This is a genomic window from Arthrobacter sp. MYb213 (assembly GCF_002979915.1).
Taxonomy (GTDB): Bacteria; Actinomycetota; Actinomycetes; order Actinomycetales; family Micrococcaceae; genus Glutamicibacter.
Genome location: NZ_PCQA01000003.1, coordinates 493,927 through 509,792, shown reverse-complemented (window position 1 = coordinate 509,792; position 15,866 = coordinate 493,927). Strand labels below are relative to the sequence as shown.

Genomic DNA, 15,866 nt, shown 5'->3' with positions numbered 1-15,866 from the left:
TCCAAGATCACAAGCAAAAGCGGAAAATGTCGGCCTTGCCGTCATCTTCCCTCGCCCACACGGCGCTCCAAAATAGCCGCAAGAGCATCTACCCGAAACAAAGCCCTTGCGACTGACCTTTCGGTCCTATGCCCTTGACGAACTGCGATAGTTGCCGACCGCGATCACTAAGGAAGCGAGAAGTAATACTCCGGCGAGTGCCCAACCGGCTACCGTAAATTCATTGAGTTGAGGCACCCGCGGCAGATTGATCGCCGCTACCGCAAGAAAGAGGCACACCACAACTGCACTCTTCCTAGCACTGGACACCCTGTTCTGCTCGGCCATCAGTCCGCTCCTCTTGTCGAAAGCTAGCTCGTACCGCTCAAGCATCCTCCACCGGAGGAACCAGCAACGTCGGTAAAGCCTGCGATACAGATGTTGCGCATTGGATCCCCACGGTAACAGCACCTAATGTCGCACAGCGAGAAATAGTCAGCATCGCGGCCACGTGTGCGCCAGCCTCGGAAGTCAGTTCCAGGCGGTTTCGTCGAATGACCTTAGCGTCGGATTCGCGCCGAACGAAGCTCGTCGATACGCACCAGCACCACACCGAGCACAATCAATAGCCCACCAAATAATTGAACTGGTCCTGGCAGTTCGGAAAGCAGCAGCCATGCCCAGAGCACCGCAAAGAGCACTTCGGTCAGCGAAATAAATGAAGCCACTTTAGAGCCGAGAGCGCGTGCTGCCATCACCCCGGTGGTGTAGGAAAATACCGTAGCGATCAGGATGAGCCCTAGCAGCGCTACCCACCAGGGAACCTGCACCCCTGCGAAGGAGCCACTACCAAACTCAGCATGCATGGGAAGGATTCCAAACAGTCCAACAAGTCCCAAGGAGACCGCGCCAACCAGCATGCCTCCGGCCGAAAGAATAATTGGGGGCAACGCACCATCTACACGCGCGCTAACGAAGAAGTAGACGGTCAATCCCACCGCGGCGCCAAGTCCCCACAAGATGCCAATAGGATCTAATGACGAGGTTCCGCTCAGATCCAAGACGGCGACCAGCCCGGCCAGGGCCAGCAGCGTTCCACCGATAGTCGCCACCGAGGGGCGTTTTTTGTGGCGCATCCAAAGCACCACAACAATCAGTACCGGTGCCAGATATTCCAGCAGTAATGCGACACCCACATCCAGGCGTTCAACTGCCAAAAAATAGCACAGCTGACAGGCTCCCACACCGAAGAACCCAAAGAGCAATATTGACGCCCAGTTGGTGCGTAGCAGCACCCAGCGGCCACGCATGGCAAGCAGCGCAGGGATTGCGAGGATGAGCGCGGCTCCGGCCATTCGTACAGCAACAGCTGCTGCCGGGGTCCATCCGGCTTCGAACAGTCCTTTAGCGAAGGAACCCGAGAGGCCAAAAGCTGCCGAAGATGCCAGGGCAATCCAGACGCCGGTCAGCTGCCCGTGGGGCACCGACGCACTCATGCGTTCGGCTACGGGCGACACTGGCTCTGGGTGATTGGACATGGGTGGTTAAACCTTCGCTACGAATACTCCCTATGCGACATGCAGCAACGAAATATGCAGGTGGTTCAGGAGCAAAGAATTGTATGATCATGACAATACGGATACGTTTGAACTCGCGTCAATCCACGACCTTCACGGGAACTATTTATGACTTTTGCGCCAGATATTGAAGCCTCACTGCGCACTATTGTGAACTTGCTAAACACCGAAGTTTCGTTTGCTGACATGCTCTCGACGGTGGCTGATTTAGATCATTTTCTGCAGACCGAAAAATTCAACGGTCCGCACGCACAAGACCAGTCTGAGTTGCGTTCCATCCGCCAGCTGCGCTCGCAGCTCAAGGGTATTTGGACCACGGATGAAGATGACGCGGTTTATAAGGTCAATCAGATTCTGCGCAACGTTAACGCGCAACCGCAATTGATCAAAAACGAAAAATGGGGATACCACCTACACGCCACCACAAACCGCGCCCCACTCTATGACCGTATGGCAGTGGACGCGGCCATGGCGTTAGCGGAAGTCATTCGTTCCGGAGGACGAGAACGGTTGCGGATCTGTGCGTCCACCGATTGTGGAGCGGCCCTGCTTGACCTGTCACGAAACCGTTCAAAGCTCTACTGCGATACCGGAAACTGCGCTAACCGGGAACACGTACGTGCCTACCGTGCACGAAAAGCTACTCCGAGATACTAACTAGTCGCATTTTGGCTCTTTTCGCCCCTATGATGAGGTGACAACAGCAGTTCTAAATGTTGAAGTCGAAAGGCCAGATCATGCCCGGTGAAGCACACGCATCCGAAGAATATGAAGCACGCCTTGAAGCCAGCGAGGATTCACCGCTAAAGGCCGCCGGCCGGTGGACCGCAGCAATCTTCTCTGCCGCTCTGGGAGACGCCGAATTTGAGGCTCGCGGCGCCGAAGTTGTGGTGCATTCACGCACCGACGATACGGTGTTGCTCCGTATGGAGACCTCAAATCTTGAAGAAGCCGAAAGGCTCATCGTGCAGATCCGCAAGGATCTGGACGAGTTGAGCACCGTCGACTTCGTCGATGAATGGGGCCAGGGAAATACCCAGAGCGGGCGTCACGCTAAAGAAAGCTAATCTAGCTTCTAGCGCGCTACCAGCACACCATCCGCGTCGGCGTACACCATGGCTCCGGGGCGGATGGTCACGGCATCAATTTCGATGTCAAGATCGCTGAAGCCACCACCGCGCTTCACGGTTTTACGCGGGTTGCTACCCAAGGCTTTGACGCCTAAATCCATGGTGGCCATTTCAACGCGGTCGCGTACCGCGCCATTGATGATGACTCCGGCCCAGCCGTTATCCACTGCAGCTTGGGCAATCATGTCCCCCATCAGTGCAAAACGCAGTGACCCGCCACCATCAACTACTAGGACCTGTCCCTCGCCGGGGGTGTTCAACGTGGATTTGATCAACACGTTATCTTCAAAGCACTTGATGGTTTTGGCCGGGCCAAAGAAGCTTTCCCGCGCACCAAAGTTCTGAAACTGCAGGGAAATTGACTGCAGTTTGTCCTCGAATTCATCGTATAAATCCGCGGTGCTGATCGCTTCTTGCTGCATGGTTGCTCCTAGACGGTGAGGGGTCAAAACTTGTTCAACTCACAGCCTAACTTGCAGCCGAATTATTTGGTTTTTAGTGTCTCGCGGTATGTTTCTTTGGCCAGTGCGCCGAGCCGTGAATGTTTGCGTCCGTAGCCCAAATACACGATGAACCCAACAACCATCCAGATGCCGAAAACCAGCCAGGTATTTGAGCCGAGGTTAAACATTAAGAACAAGCAGGCGGCGATACCAAGCAGTGGGGTGAGCGGGTAGAAGGGCACCTTGAAGGTACGTGGCGCATCAGGCTGGGTACGGCGCAAGAAGATCACGGCGGCTCCAACTAGTGCGAAGGCGAACAAGGTGCCGATGCTCGTTGCTTCGGCCAGTTCGCCCAACGGAATCAGCGAGGCGGTAATTGCTACCGCAGTACCGACGATGAGGGTGCCGACTACCGGGGTGTGAGTTTTCGGGGAAACCTTAGCGAACGCTTTGGGCACCAACCCGTCGCGGCCCATGGTCATCAGGATCCTCGTCTGGCCGTACAAAGTGGTCAGTACTACCGAGACAATGGCAATCACCGAGGCTAGGGCAAAGATCAGCACCAGCCAGGGCTGACCGGTCACCTCGGAAACGATCATCACCAGAGCCGCTTGTGCACTTTCAAACCACTGCCAGTTACGTGCGCCTATGGCTGCTACCGCTACCAGTACATACACGGTGGTCACCAAAACCATGGAGATGATGATGGAGCGAGGCATATCGCGTTGGGGATTCTTCGCTTCTTCACCGGCAGTGGAGGCCGCGTCAAAGCCGATGAAGGAGAAGAACACCATCGAGGCTGCCGCACTCACACCGGCTGCACCCATGGGTAGCAATGGTGCGAAGTTACCGGCATCAAAGGCGGTGAAAGCAACGATGGAGAAGAACACGAGAATCGCGATTTTCACCATGACCATCACGGTGTTAGCTATTGCCGATTCGCGCGCGCCACGGGCCAATAGCAAGGTAGCTGCGACGACTGTTAGCAGTGCAGGCAAGTTGATCACGCCGCCGTCTACCGGGCCACTGGCCAAGGATGCAGGCAGATCCATTCCAAAGATTTCTAAGGTTTGATTCACATATTGGCCAGCACCTACGGCCACCGCGGCGGCAGAAACCGCGTATTCCAAGATAAGACACCAACCGCAGATCCATGCCACGCCTTCACCCATGGTGGCGTAAGAATAGGAATAACTAGACCCGGATACCGGGACCATACCAGCCATTTCGGCGTAAGAGACCGCGGAGAGCAAAGCGGTGACACCAGCCAGCACGAAGGCAATCCAGATGGCTGGTCCGGCGACCGGGACGGCGTCGCCTAAGATCACCAGGATGCCGGTGCCGAGGGTGGCGCCAACGGAGATCATGGTCAGCTGGAGTACGCCGAAGCTGCGTTTGAGCTGACCGAAACCGGCGTTATTCGCCGATTCGGCGGTCATCGACTGGATTGATTTGCGTCGAATCAACTGCTCACCCAACGAGGTGCGGGTGCTATTTGGACTTGGGTTCGCGTTGTTCACGTGTCAATCCTTGAATATTGCGTATTATCCGGTGCGGTGTACTGACCGCCGGCTAACGACAACGCGCTGGGTCCACCGAGATGGCAGACCCAGCGCGTGAGCGAAACTAATTTAGTCTTCGAACTTCTTATTTGGATTTGCTGAGGAACGGTTTACACCGGTTCCCTTGCCAAGCTCGGAATCGTTTTCTTTACCGGCCATGGTGAGCACCGAAATGATCAGCAAGCTCACGACAAAGGCTACGCCGAAGCAGACTAGTCCGATATCTAAGCGGATCGGGTTTTGCGAGCCTCCGGTAGAGGAGATCGTACCGACCACCCCAGCGACAAGACCCAGCAACAGCGAGAAGCTCAGAGGGCCCTTAATCGACTGGCTCCACGGTTGCTTCTTCTGCGAGTTGTTTCCCACCAGGAACTCCATTTCTACTTGTCCTGTTGACCTGTTAAGTTTTAGTTGTTTTCGATTTCGCTCGGCGCCGCCGCTTTGGCGTCGTGGCGATGACCGAAGGCGGCGATGAGTTCAAAGACCGCAAAGATGATAGTGCCTCCACCAATCAGACCGAACATTCCGTGGGCATCAAGGCCGGTGCCGAAGAGCAATGCGATGGCAAGTACCACCGACACCGCGGCGGTGATCAGCTGGTTACGGAATGGCGGGAACTGTGCGCGCAGCTTAGCGAAGACATAGAACTCCACTACACCGGTAACGAAGAATGCGAAGGCTGCCAGGTAAGCAACCCACATGGGGGTGGTGGCGAACAACGCCGCAATACCTGCCAGCAGCATCAGCCCAGCGCCCAGCGCGTAGGCAGCTCGGGATTTCTCCGGGGCACTTGGTACGGTGACGTACTGCCACATAAACGCGCCGGTCACCACCAACAACGCACCTGTCGCGTAGGACAGGACGCTTTGATCCGCTTGGATCCAGAAAATCGAGATGAGCGAGTAGACCAAGGCGCCGAGTCCGCGAAGAAATACGGGACGGAAGACGTCTTGAGCTTGGGCTGGGGTGGTTTTTGGTGCTGGCACACCCCCATTCTACCGGCGATAGAACAAAGAGTCAGCCGAGTCAAAGCTATGTCACATTTACCGACGCACCCGCAGGTTATTTACGCCGGCGAATCAATGACTCATTGAGCTCACCAATCGACGCGGCACCCATCAGTTGCATCGCCACTTCAACCTCCTTGGCCAGCAATTCGATAGCCCGGCTGACGCCTGCTTGGCCTCCGGACATTAGCCCGTAGAGGTAGGCGCGGCCGATGAGCACAAAGTCCGCCCCGGCGCAGAGGGCTGCGACGATATCCGAACCGGACATGATGCCCGAGTCCATGATAATTTCCATGTCCTCGCCGACTTCGGCGCGAACCTCGCTCAGTGCCTCGAAGGCGATTGGTGCACGGTCCAGCTGGCGTCCGCCGTGGTTGGAAACCACTAGTCCGTCTGCTCCGGCGGCTTTAGCCTTCGCGGCGTCTTCGGCGGTGAGGATGCCTTTGACGAAAAGTTTGCCCTTCCATAGTTCACGGATCCACTTCAGATCATCAAAGTCTAGGGACGGATCAAACATGGAGTTGATGATTGTGGGGAGATCTGCCGAGGTATTGGATAGTGAGGCGAATTTTAATGAATCCGTGGTTAGGAAGTTAAACCACCATTCGGGACGGTATGAGGCGTCAAGTACCGTCTTTATTGTCAGCTCCGGAGGAATCTTCATGCCGTTGCGGGTATCGCGATGACGTTGTCCGGCAACCGGGGTATCCACTGTCACCAGTAAGGTGTCATAGCCGGCGGCGGCCGCACGATTTACCAACCCCGCGGATTTCTCGCGGTCCTTCCAGAGGTAGAGCTGGAACCATTTGCGTGCACCTGGGGCCGCCTGCGCGATCTCTTCAATAGAGCGCGTGCCCATGGTGGAGAGGCTAAAGGGAATCCCTGCCTGTTCGGCGGCCTTCGACCCACCAATTTCACCTTCGGAGTGCATGAACCGGGTAAACCCGGTCGGAGCGATACCAAATGGCAAGGCCGATGGTGCTCCAGCGATCTGCGTGGAAAGATCCGCTTGTGCGGTGCCATGCAGAATTCGTGGCAGCAGTTCCACGTTGTCGAAAACCTGGCGAGCACGGGTCGCGGTGATTTCGCGACCGGCGGCGCCATCGACATAGTCGAAGGCCGCGGTCGGGGTGCGGCGCTTAGCAATGGAGCGCAAGTCCCAGATATCTGCCGCCTTGCTCAGCCGTGCAGCGCGGCGGTCTGCAGCTGGCAGTTTGAACTTCATCAGGTTGACTAGTTCGCTAATGTCAGGAAATTGACGCTTGAGGTTGCTCAAAATACATCCTTTGAATCTCGGAGTGTGGGGCAAAAGTTTTTAGTAGCGGATGCTGTTTTTTGCGCGGGTGCCAAGGTAGATGGCGACCGCGGAGCTCAGACAACAAAGGGCTAGGAAACTCGCGGGGAGATTGACAGAACCATTGCCTAGTTCCAATAGTGTTGCCGCAATCAGCGGAGAGAGTCCAGCGACAATGGCACCATTTAGTTCTCTGGCGATAGCGATCCCGCTAAAGCGCACGGTGACGGGGAATAGTTCGGTCAAAAACGCGCCTTGTGCTCCGGAGGTGCAGGGAATGACTAGACCATAACCCAGCGCGATGGCCAAGAATCCGTAAATAAACTGGTCCGTGGAGAGCATCAAGAAGATCGGGAAAGCTAGGAGTAAACCTGCTATGTTTCCGACTGCCAAGATACGGGCGGAACCAAACTTGTCCGCTAGCCAACCGCCCACCGGGGTGAGTAGAACCGAGACCAGCGAGCCCAAGGTCACCGCCAGCAACGCCTGGCTTCGGGCCATGCCAGAACCAACCATCAGGCTGATGGAGAAGACGGCAAGAATGTAGTTGGTGGCGTTGTGCCCGGTGATTGCAAAGAAGCCAAGTACCACTCGACGCCAGTGGGATTCGAAGACTTCGCGCAGTGGAAGTTTCTGTGCGCCCGCACGTTGTCGCGCCTGATTCATGGCGTGCGCGTACTCAGGGGTCTCTTCAAGCTTGTTGCGGATGTACAGGGCTACCAAGAAGAGTAGTGCGGAGAGAAGGAACGGGATTCGCCATGCCCAACCGAGCAGAGCCTCGTCACCGAGTAGGGATACGCCGAAGAAGCAGATCGTTGCCAGAGCAATGCCAAGTGGCGGAGTGGAAAGAATGAGCGAGGTGTACAGGCCACGCTTTTTCGGTTCCACGTATTCGGCTACCAGTGTCATCGCCCCGGTGAGTTCTGCCCCGGCACCGAAGCCTTGGATAAGTCGCAAGAACACCAGAAGTCCAATGGACCAGGCGCCCCACGTTTGCGCGGTGGGTAGTAAACCGATGCCCACGGTGGCGATACCCATCAGAATTACCGAGAGCAGCATGGCCGGGCGACGGCCAAACTTATCTCCCAGATGGCCAATGACCGCGCCACCTACTGGACGGGCAACAAAGCCGACCGCGAAGGTTGCGAAGGCGGCAATGGATGCCGCGGAGTTGCCGGCCGAGGAGAAGAACAGAGGACCAATCACTACGCTTGCCGCGGCTCCGTAGAGCGCGTAGTCGTACCATTCGATGGCGGTTCCCACCAGGGATGCGGAGATGGCGCGGCGGCGTTGCAGTCGTAGCGGGTCGCGCTCCGTCGTATTGAGTTGATTCATTGGCGTTAGCTCCTCCGCTCTGCAGCGAAATGTGGGTTCTGGTCATTGCAACGCAATGTAAGATACCTGAAATATATTTCACACAAGACTAGAGTGTTCTTTGATTCCAAGTGAACTCTTACGGCAAAAGTTACGCGCAGGATTTGGAATGGACGCGAAGAAACGAGGAGAAATGGCTAGCTCACTTTCCGAGCGCCTCACGATGGAACTACGTGAGCGGATCACCACCGGATTACTGGCCCCGGGCACCTTAGTGATTGAACCGGCGCTGGCCGAGGAATTTCAGGTGTCAAAAACTCCTGTGCGGGAATCGCTACGGCAGCTCACCAGCGAAGGATTACTGCGGCTGTTACCCAAGAAGGGTTATCTGGTGCGGGCCATCAGCGTGGAGGATATCCATGAAGTATTGGAGTTGCGCATTTTGCTAGAGCCACGCGCCGCACATCATGTCGCCCGATTCCATTCCGCGCAGACCTTGGCGGTATTACGCGGGCATCTGGCCGAACAAGAACAACTTGCCGAAGCCGACCCTATTGCCTCAATGCTCGCAGCCCGTCGCTTTCACGAAGATCTCTGCGCCGCTAACCGCAATACGCGGATCACCGGCACACTGACCAGATGTTTCGCCGAGACGGCGAGAGCACATTTTGTGTTGCCTTCAATGCAGACATATATGTCCCAATCCACGGAACTCGCAGAGCATCAAGCCATCTTGGCGGCCATTGCCGCAGCAGATGCCGAAGGTGCAGAACAAGCGATGCGCACTCATTTGCAGTCCATTCACCGGGCCATGCTCGGCGGTCAGGAAGATCGAGATGAGCTGTGGGGTTAGCCGCCACAACTATCTCATTGGCCTAGACGCATCCACGTATTCCCGCGTGCTCGCACTCCGAGAGTGAGCGCCCTTGCCAGCATGTAACCGATAGCGAAGGCCACCCAGATCCACAAAATTGCGGCCTGCGGATCTGTGGCGAAGTGCTGAACAGCCCACAGCATTGGTAGATATAGAACTAGGTTTATCACGCCAGCAATACCAAGGTATTTCGCGTCCCCGGCGCCAATAAGCACCCCGTCAAGGACAAACACCAAACCGCACAACGGTTGCGACAGCGCCAAGATCCACAACCCAATGGTGGTCAACTGGTGGATCTCGGTATTGGGAGTAAACAGCATCGGGAACACCCACGAGGTAGCGAACAGCAACAACCCGGTGAAGACACCAAAGTAGATTCCCCACCGACTCATCAAACCGGTTAGTTGGCGGACCTTCGAAGCATCCCCCGACCCCAGTTCCTTGCCTATCAAAGCCTGCGCCGCGATAGCTAACGCGTCTAGGGCGAATGCGAGGAAGGAGAAGATGGTGAAGACAAGCTGGTGCGCCGCCAATGTCATCTCTCCAGCATTGGTCGCTACCACCACCGTGAGTAGTAAAGCAGCGCGCATGGTCAGGTTGCGAAGCATCAGCCATGACCCAACTTGCCCGGTGGAAATGAATCCAACCCAGCTCGGGCGTAGCTGAATTTTGGCTGCACGGATACGTGGAATCAGCATCCATAGATACACCAGCGCCATCATCCACTGCGCAATCGAGGTGCCTAGGGCGGCGCCGGCCACCGACATATGCAGCCCATAAACCAGCGCAAAGTTCAGCACGATGTTCAGGCCGAACCCGGCGGTGGCGACAACTAAGGGGGTCTTGGTGTCCTGCATTCCACGCAATACGCCGGTGGCAGCGAGGACCAGTAACATCGCGGTGAGCCCTGGCATGGAATACAAAATATAGTCAACGGCGAATTTGAGGGTTTGACCCTCTCCACCCAAAAGTCCAACTAGCGGCCTCGCGAAAATGAATCCGGCCAGTGACAAAATCACGCCCAAGGCCACCGCAAACCACATGCCGTCGCGGCCTGCAGCCATTGCCTTTGACTGCTGTCCGGCACCAATGGCACGTGCCACCGCAGGGGTAGTGGCGTAAGCCAAAAAGATCATCAGACCCACGGCGGTATGAAGCACCGTGGTTCCCAATGCGGCGCCTGCAAGTTCGGCAACGCCCAAGTGTCCGACAATGGCGGAGTCGGCCATCAGAAATAGCGGTTCGGCAATTAACGCGCCCAAGGCTGGAATGGCCAGCACAAGAATCTGCTTGGCCAACCCTGGGGAAGACGTTGGGGATTTATCTGATTTCACGAGTCCTACTCTACGAACAGTTCCCTACGAACAGCGATTTCTGTACCAGGCCAAAACTTCACTGCATGTTAACCATGTGCTCAGCATGGCTACAAAACTTTATATACCTGAGCTGAAATACTTCGGTTATGACATCTTCGCGCGCCTCAGCGCTTCGTGAACGCTCTCCAGGTTCTTCGGTACCTGAAGTATTTATGACCTTTCTTAAACTAGGGTTCACCGCTTTTGGCGGTCCCACGGCGCACTTGGGTTTCTTCCGCGAAGAATTTGTCGTCAAAAGGAAATGGTTGAGCGAAATCGCTTATGCGGATCTGGTGGCTCTCTGTCAGTTTTTACCCGGGCCGGCATCCAGCCAGGTGGGCATGGCCTTGGGGTTACAACGTGCTGGAACATTGGGTTTGGTCGCGGCTTGGGCTGCTTTTACCCTGCCGTCCGCGGTACTGTTGGTGCTTTTCGCCATCGCAGCAAACAATCTGGATTCGTTGATTGGTAATGGCTGGATTATTGGCTTGAAGGCAGCCACCGTGGCGGTGGTGGCCCATGCAGTATTGGGCATGGCCAAAACACTGGCTCCCGATGCACCACGGGCCACACTCGCTGTCGCAGCCATGGCGTTGGTGCTCCTCTTCCCATCCCCCATCATCCAGGTTTCGGTGATCTTAGGAGCTGGACTCCTTGGTCTGCTCTGGTTACGGGGGCAAGCACCGCAGCCAGAACAAGCTGAGTTTAGCTTCGCCCGGCACTCCCCACGCAGTGCTTTGATATACCTAGCTATTTTTCTCTTATTACTCTTCGGACTCCCGGTGGCAGCGGCGTTCTTTGATCATGGCGCATTGAACTTGATTGAAATCTTTTACAGCACCGGAGCACTGGTCTTTGGCGGTGGGCACGTGGTCTTGCCGATGCTTGAAACACAGACGGTAGGCACAGGGCTCGTTGATCATGATGCTTTTCTGGCCGGCTACGCGGCAGCGCAAGCGGTTCCCGGACCATTATTCACATTCGCTGCTTACTTAGGGATGGTCTTTCAAGCCGGCCCCTCCGGAATTCTGGGTGCACCGATTGCGTTGGTGGCCATCTTTCTTCCTTCAGCCCTGCTCATTGCTGCGGCTCTTCCGTTCTGGCAGCGATTACGACATTCAAACGTCGCACGGCGGGCGCTGATGGGAGTAAACGCAGCGGTGGTGGGGCTTTTGGCAGCCGCGCTTTACTCTCCCGTGTTTGTGCAGGGTGCCTCCACGATTCCCACTTTGGTGCTGGCCGTCCTAGGATTTGTCGCTTTGCATTCGTGGAAAGTAGCGCCATGGCTACTTGTAGTTGCCAGTGCGCTCATCGGTTGGATGCTCTTCTAACCCTGTGCAGGCAGTGCGGATCAAGTTAGGCTGGGACACCCCTGCGCCCTAACTTTTGGAAGTAGAAGTATGGAACTGATCGATTGGCAGTGCTCCGCCTGTGCCGTGGAATTTGAACCTTCGGCAGAAACACCAGATTTCTGTCCCATCTGTGTTGATGAACGGCAGTTTGTTCCGGACGGCCTTCAACGCTGGACTCATCGCACCGAATTGTTGGAAGCCGGTCACCGCGTAGAATTCCGTGAGCTTGAGCCCGGTCTGACCTCATTGACCGCTTCGAACATTGGAATCGGTCAAAGTGCCTTACTGGTGCAATCCAAGGCGGGAAATCTGCTCTTTGAAGTTCCCGGAATATTGGACCAACATGCCTTCGAGGTTATCGGTGACATGGGCGGCATCCAAGCGATTGTGGCGAGTCATCCACATATGTACGGAGTGCAATCTGCCTACAGTAGCGCCTTCGGCGACGCTCCCATCTATGTCGCGGCCGCAGATCAAAACTGGGTCCAACGCAGCAGCCCTAACGTGAAGATTTGGTCAGAACCCTTTGAACCAATTGACGGAATCCGTCTTGAACAGATTGGCGGGCACTTCCCCGGAAGTACCGTTGCGCTGTGGGAAGCTGGAGCCGACGCACAAGGGGTCCTTCTAGCCGGGGATGGGGTGTTTCCGGTAGCAGATGGAAACGTCACTTTCTTGCGTAGCTATCCCAACCGCATTCCCTTATCAGGGCCAGTAGTGCAACGAATTGCCACGCAATTAGCAGCCCTGCGCTTTGAGCGTCTCTACAATAATTTCGCCACCGTGCTGCCGGAGCGTGCGGGCGAGATCGTAGCGTTCTCGGCCGCACGCTATGCGGCTTGGGCCAGCGGCAGTAACGATTCGTTGACCTGAGCTACATCAGCAGGCGAACCAGTGGTGTAGCGATCAGAATCGTCAACGCGACGCGGATGAACCAAATAATGACCATGTCGCGGAGACGCAACGGGATACTGGTGGCCAGCAAACATGGGACCAGTGCAGAGAAGAAGATAATTGCCGAGACACAAATAATGGCGACCACCATGCGCAGCTCAATTGATTCATGTCCGGCGGCCAACGTGGCAGGTAGGAACATTTCGGCAATCCCAGTGGCCGAAGCCTTGCCGACCAGCAATGGATCTTCCAGCCCAACTACCCAGGCAAAAGGCGCAAAGAGGTAGCCTACCCAGTCGAAGACTGGGGTGTATTTGGCCAGCAACAATCCCGCTAGACCCACCGAAAGGATGGAGGGAAGAATGGCCATGGCCATCTTCAGCCCGTCCCAGATATTGTCGCGCATGTTCTTCGCAAAGCTCGGCGCACGGTGCACCGCCAGTAGCGCTTCGTTCCATGCGGTCGCTGCACGCCGGCCGGTGATCTTCTTTTCGGCATGGTGTTCCACGCCTAGGTAAGTTTCATCCTTGATGCGGCTCAGTGGTGGGATGCGCACGGTGATAGCCGTGACGGCAAAGGTAACTACCAACGCCAGCCAGAAATACGTGCTCCAGTACGCCATCAAGTCCAGAGCCTTCGCCACAATCACCATAAAACTTGCGGACACCGTGGAGAACCCGGTGGCAATAATTGCCGCTTCACGTCCGGTGTAACGGCCACCTCGATACATTCTGTCGGTGATCAGCAGGCCTAACGAATAACTGCCAACAAAGGAAGCCACCGCGTCCACTGCCGAACGTCCCGGGGTACGCCACAGTGGGCGCATCACCGGCTGGCAAAAGATGCCCAAAAATTCCATCAGCCCATAACCGACCAAAAGCGCCAGGAATACGGCACCAATCGGAACGATCAGCCCCACGGGAATCACTAGTTTATTGAGCAGGAAGGGACCCATACTGTCTTCGGTCAGCCATGCCGGTCCCCCACCAAAGATTAAGACCGCACCCACCACAAGTCCCACCACATTAGCGAAGGCGAAGACCATCCGAAGTTTTGACGCTTTCCACCCGCCGGTAGCAAAAGGCATGATGGTTCCGGCGAGCAACAGAATCAGGATGTAGAAAGGTACCGCAGGGCCCAAAGCATTGCGAATGAAAGTCACAAGATGATCAAGCGGGATCGTGCTGGTGCCGTTCAAGGTAATCGGGATGAAGAACATCGCGATACCGATCAGGCTGAAGACGATAAATTTGGCGACATGTGAGGCTCTCGCGGGCCGGGTCGTCAAAGACTCCGATGTCATGGCGTACCTGCTTCTCTTTGGCGGCGGAAGCATTTCACTTCCTCGGTCAAGATCTAATAAGACCCGAAACTCGTACCATCATGTGACCCAGACCTCTCGAATTGTCCGAAATGTCAGACTTTGAATAAATATCGGCATTTAAGACACGAAAGAGGCCTAAGGTCACCCATTTGGGTAAGCCTTAGGCCTCTGGAAACGTGAAGAGAATTAGCGTTTGCGCGCTCTAACCCGCGCAATAACTTCTTCGTCAGCCTCCGGCCCCGGTTTGATACCACCGGGAACCTTGACGAAGAACACCGCACCGAGTACCCACCAGGCCGCGAAAATCAGCCATGGCTCCCAGCTCAAGGAAGCAGGCATACCCGGCATGTACAGCAAGAACAGGGCAGCAGTAAGAATGACCGAGGCATACCCGATAACTTCTCCACCGCGACCCTTGCCGGCTACACGTAGCGGACGGTCCATCGCCGGTTCCCGACGTCGCAGAATCAGGAAAGTCACCGAAACCATGAAGTAGGCAATGATGATGCTCGGTGCGCCAGAGTCAACCAGCCAACCAAGCATTTCCGCGCCGAAGAACGGTGCAAGTACCGAAATACCACCGATAAAGTACAACGCGTTGGCTGGAGTCTGATATTTCGGGTGCAGCTTTCCAAACCAGGCCGGGAGCATTCCGCCGCGCCCCATAGAGAACACCAGACGTGAAGCACCCAAGAGCAGAGAGTTCCACGAGGTCAAAATACCCGCCAAGCCGCCAGCGATAAGGATCTTAGCCATAATGTCCGAACCGAATAGCGCACCAAAGGCATCAGCCGTGGCAATATCCGCGCTAGCCAGCTGATCCGCAGGCATGGCCGAGGACGTAGTCAAAACCACCATCACATACCAAAGCGTTGCTAACACCACGGAGACTACAACCAGCTTACCGATCTGCTTGGCCGGGATATTCACCTCTTCGGCAGACTGCGGGATCACGTCGAAGCCGATGAACAAGAATGGGACAGCCACCAACACGGCAAAGAATCCGCTCATGCCGGGAGTAAAGAACGGTTCCATATTCTGCGCGGAGCCACTTGTCACCGAACCGAAGATCATTAGCAGACCAACCAGGAGCAGGAAGAGCACGGTGAAGGTTTGCACCACACCAGCCTGCTTCACCCCACGGACGTTGATCCAAGTCACCAGCACACCCGCGGCGACACCAACCAGTGCCCAGGTGAGGTTCACTTCGAAACCAGCCACTGTCCAGAGCGGAATCTTGCTCATACCAGGGAAGATGTACTCCACCGTGCGCGGGAATGCCACCGCCTCGAAAGCCACGATGGTGACATAACCGCCGATAATCCCCCACGAGCCGATAAAGGAGGGACGGGCACCTAGTGCGCGAAGAATGAAATTGTGTTCGCCACCTGCCTTCGGCATAGCCGCGGTCAGTTCGGCATAGGTCAAGCCCACGATGGCCATAATGGCGCCACCTGCAAGCATGGCGCAGATCGCGCCCATAGTGCCGGCGCTGTCTAGCCAGCCTCCGGTGAGCACGACCCAGCCGAAGCCGATCATGGCACCAAAGCCCAGGGCTAAGGCATCCCAGTTACCTAAAGTCTTGGCCAAGGTTGTTGGCGCTGCCGAGGAATCGGCAAGATCTTTACTCATGTTGTACTTCCGTGTTGATGGATCGAAAATAAGTCCATGAGCTATTGTCCGGCCTGTCACAGAGGTGCATTTCGCAGCTCACATCAACGGCGTAACACTTAACGGTAAGCGGTATCAAAAGTTCGACAA

Annotated in this window: 16 protein-coding genes; 5 read left to right on the top strand and 11 right to left on the bottom strand. The window is 55.9% G+C overall.

Annotated elements, in window-relative coordinates:
* Positions 1 to 126 precede the first annotated feature (126 nt).
* Both CQ011_RS09815 and CQ011_RS09810 read right to left on the bottom strand, forming a co-directional pair.
* A complete protein-coding gene (locus tag CQ011_RS09815) occupies positions 127 to 327 on the bottom strand; it encodes a hypothetical protein (protein ID WP_146112596.1) in 201 nt (66 codons plus the stop codon).
* Between the two features lie 212 nt (positions 328 to 539).
* The gene (locus CQ011_RS09810) at positions 540 to 1,475 is read right to left on the bottom strand and encodes an EamA family transporter (RefSeq protein WP_105677633.1); all 936 of its coding nucleotides are present in this window, start codon (positions 1,473 to 1,475) and stop codon (positions 540 to 542) included.
* Between the two features lie 189 nt (positions 1,476 to 1,664).
* Between CQ011_RS09810 and CQ011_RS09805 the strand changes: the two genes are divergently transcribed.
* On the top strand, positions 1,665 to 2,213 hold the full coding sequence (locus CQ011_RS09805) for a CGNR zinc finger domain-containing protein (RefSeq protein ID WP_105677504.1): 549 nt from the start codon (positions 1,665 to 1,667) through the stop codon (positions 2,211 to 2,213).
* A gap of 56 nt (positions 2,214 to 2,269) precedes the next feature.
* A complete protein-coding gene (locus tag CQ011_RS09800) occupies positions 2,270 to 2,623 on the top strand; it encodes a hypothetical protein (RefSeq protein WP_105677501.1) in 354 nt (117 codons plus the stop codon).
* A gap of 8 nt (positions 2,624 to 2,631) precedes the next feature.
* Here CQ011_RS09800 and rraA read toward each other — a convergent pair whose 3' ends face one another.
* From rraA to CQ011_RS09770, 6 genes are all read right to left on the bottom strand, one after another.
* A complete protein-coding gene (rraA, locus tag CQ011_RS09795; RefSeq protein ID WP_105677499.1) occupies positions 2,632 to 3,108 on the bottom strand; it encodes a ribonuclease E activity regulator RraA in 477 nt (158 codons plus the stop codon).
* Positions 3,109 to 3,170: 62 nt separating this feature from the next.
* The gene (locus tag CQ011_RS09790) at positions 3,171 to 4,649 is read right to left on the bottom strand and encodes an amino acid permease (protein ID WP_105677496.1); all 1,479 of its coding nucleotides are present in this window, start codon (positions 4,647 to 4,649) and stop codon (positions 3,171 to 3,173) included.
* 111 nt (positions 4,650 to 4,760) lie between these two features.
* Positions 4,761 to 5,069 carry a hypothetical protein gene (locus CQ011_RS09785; RefSeq protein ID WP_286161150.1) on the bottom strand — a complete coding sequence of 103 codons (309 nt, stop codon included), beginning with the start codon at positions 5,067 to 5,069 and terminating at the stop codon, positions 4,761 to 4,763.
* 29 nt (positions 5,070 to 5,098) lie between these two features.
* Positions 5,099 to 5,677, bottom strand: coding sequence for a DUF308 domain-containing protein (locus tag CQ011_RS09780; RefSeq protein ID WP_105677491.1), 579 nt, complete (start codon positions 5,675 to 5,677; stop codon positions 5,099 to 5,101).
* A gap of 76 nt (positions 5,678 to 5,753) precedes the next feature.
* Positions 5,754 to 6,974 carry an alpha-hydroxy acid oxidase gene (locus CQ011_RS09775; protein ID WP_105677486.1) on the bottom strand — a complete coding sequence of 407 codons (1,221 nt, stop codon included), beginning with the start codon at positions 6,972 to 6,974 and terminating at the stop codon, positions 5,754 to 5,756.
* A 39-nt stretch (positions 6,975 to 7,013) separates the two neighbouring features.
* On the bottom strand, positions 7,014 to 8,327 hold the full coding sequence (locus tag CQ011_RS09770; RefSeq protein WP_105677482.1) for an MFS transporter: 1,314 nt from the start codon (positions 8,325 to 8,327) through the stop codon (positions 7,014 to 7,016).
* Between the two features lie 172 nt (positions 8,328 to 8,499).
* Between CQ011_RS09770 and CQ011_RS09765 the strand changes: the two genes are divergently transcribed.
* Positions 8,500 to 9,159 carry a GntR family transcriptional regulator gene (locus CQ011_RS09765; protein ID WP_105677631.1) on the top strand — a complete coding sequence of 220 codons (660 nt, stop codon included), beginning with the start codon at positions 8,500 to 8,502 and terminating at the stop codon, positions 9,157 to 9,159.
* A 14-nt stretch (positions 9,160 to 9,173) separates the two neighbouring features.
* On the opposite strand, the gene CQ011_RS09760 is transcribed toward CQ011_RS09765, so the two are convergent.
* Positions 9,174 to 10,514, bottom strand: coding sequence for an MATE family efflux transporter (locus CQ011_RS09760; protein ID WP_286161149.1), 1,341 nt, complete (start codon positions 10,512 to 10,514; stop codon positions 9,174 to 9,176).
* A 128-nt stretch (positions 10,515 to 10,642) separates the two neighbouring features.
* On the opposite strand from CQ011_RS09760, the gene chrA reads away from it, so the two are divergent.
* Positions 10,643 to 11,866 carry a chromate efflux transporter gene (gene chrA / locus CQ011_RS09755; protein WP_105677476.1) on the top strand — a complete coding sequence of 408 codons (1,224 nt, stop codon included), beginning with the start codon at positions 10,643 to 10,645 and terminating at the stop codon, positions 11,864 to 11,866.
* A 69-nt stretch (positions 11,867 to 11,935) separates the two neighbouring features.
* Positions 11,936 to 12,760, top strand: a complete 825-nt coding sequence (locus CQ011_RS09750; RefSeq protein ID WP_105677472.1) for an MBL fold metallo-hydrolase — start codon at positions 11,936 to 11,938, stop codon at positions 12,758 to 12,760.
* 1 nt (position 12,761) lies between these two features.
* Here CQ011_RS09750 and CQ011_RS09745 read toward each other — a convergent pair whose 3' ends face one another.
* Both CQ011_RS09745 and CQ011_RS09740 read right to left on the bottom strand, forming a co-directional pair.
* Positions 12,762 to 14,084: a YjiH family protein gene (locus CQ011_RS09745; RefSeq protein ID WP_105677468.1), complete on the bottom strand. Its 1,323-nt coding sequence runs from the start codon at positions 14,082 to 14,084 to the stop codon at positions 12,762 to 12,764.
* A gap of 207 nt (positions 14,085 to 14,291) precedes the next feature.
* Entirely contained in the window at positions 14,292 to 15,737 is a 1,446-nt protein-coding gene (locus CQ011_RS09740; RefSeq protein WP_105677466.1) for an APC family permease, read from the bottom strand.
* Between the last annotated feature and the right edge of the window lie 129 nt (positions 15,738 to 15,866).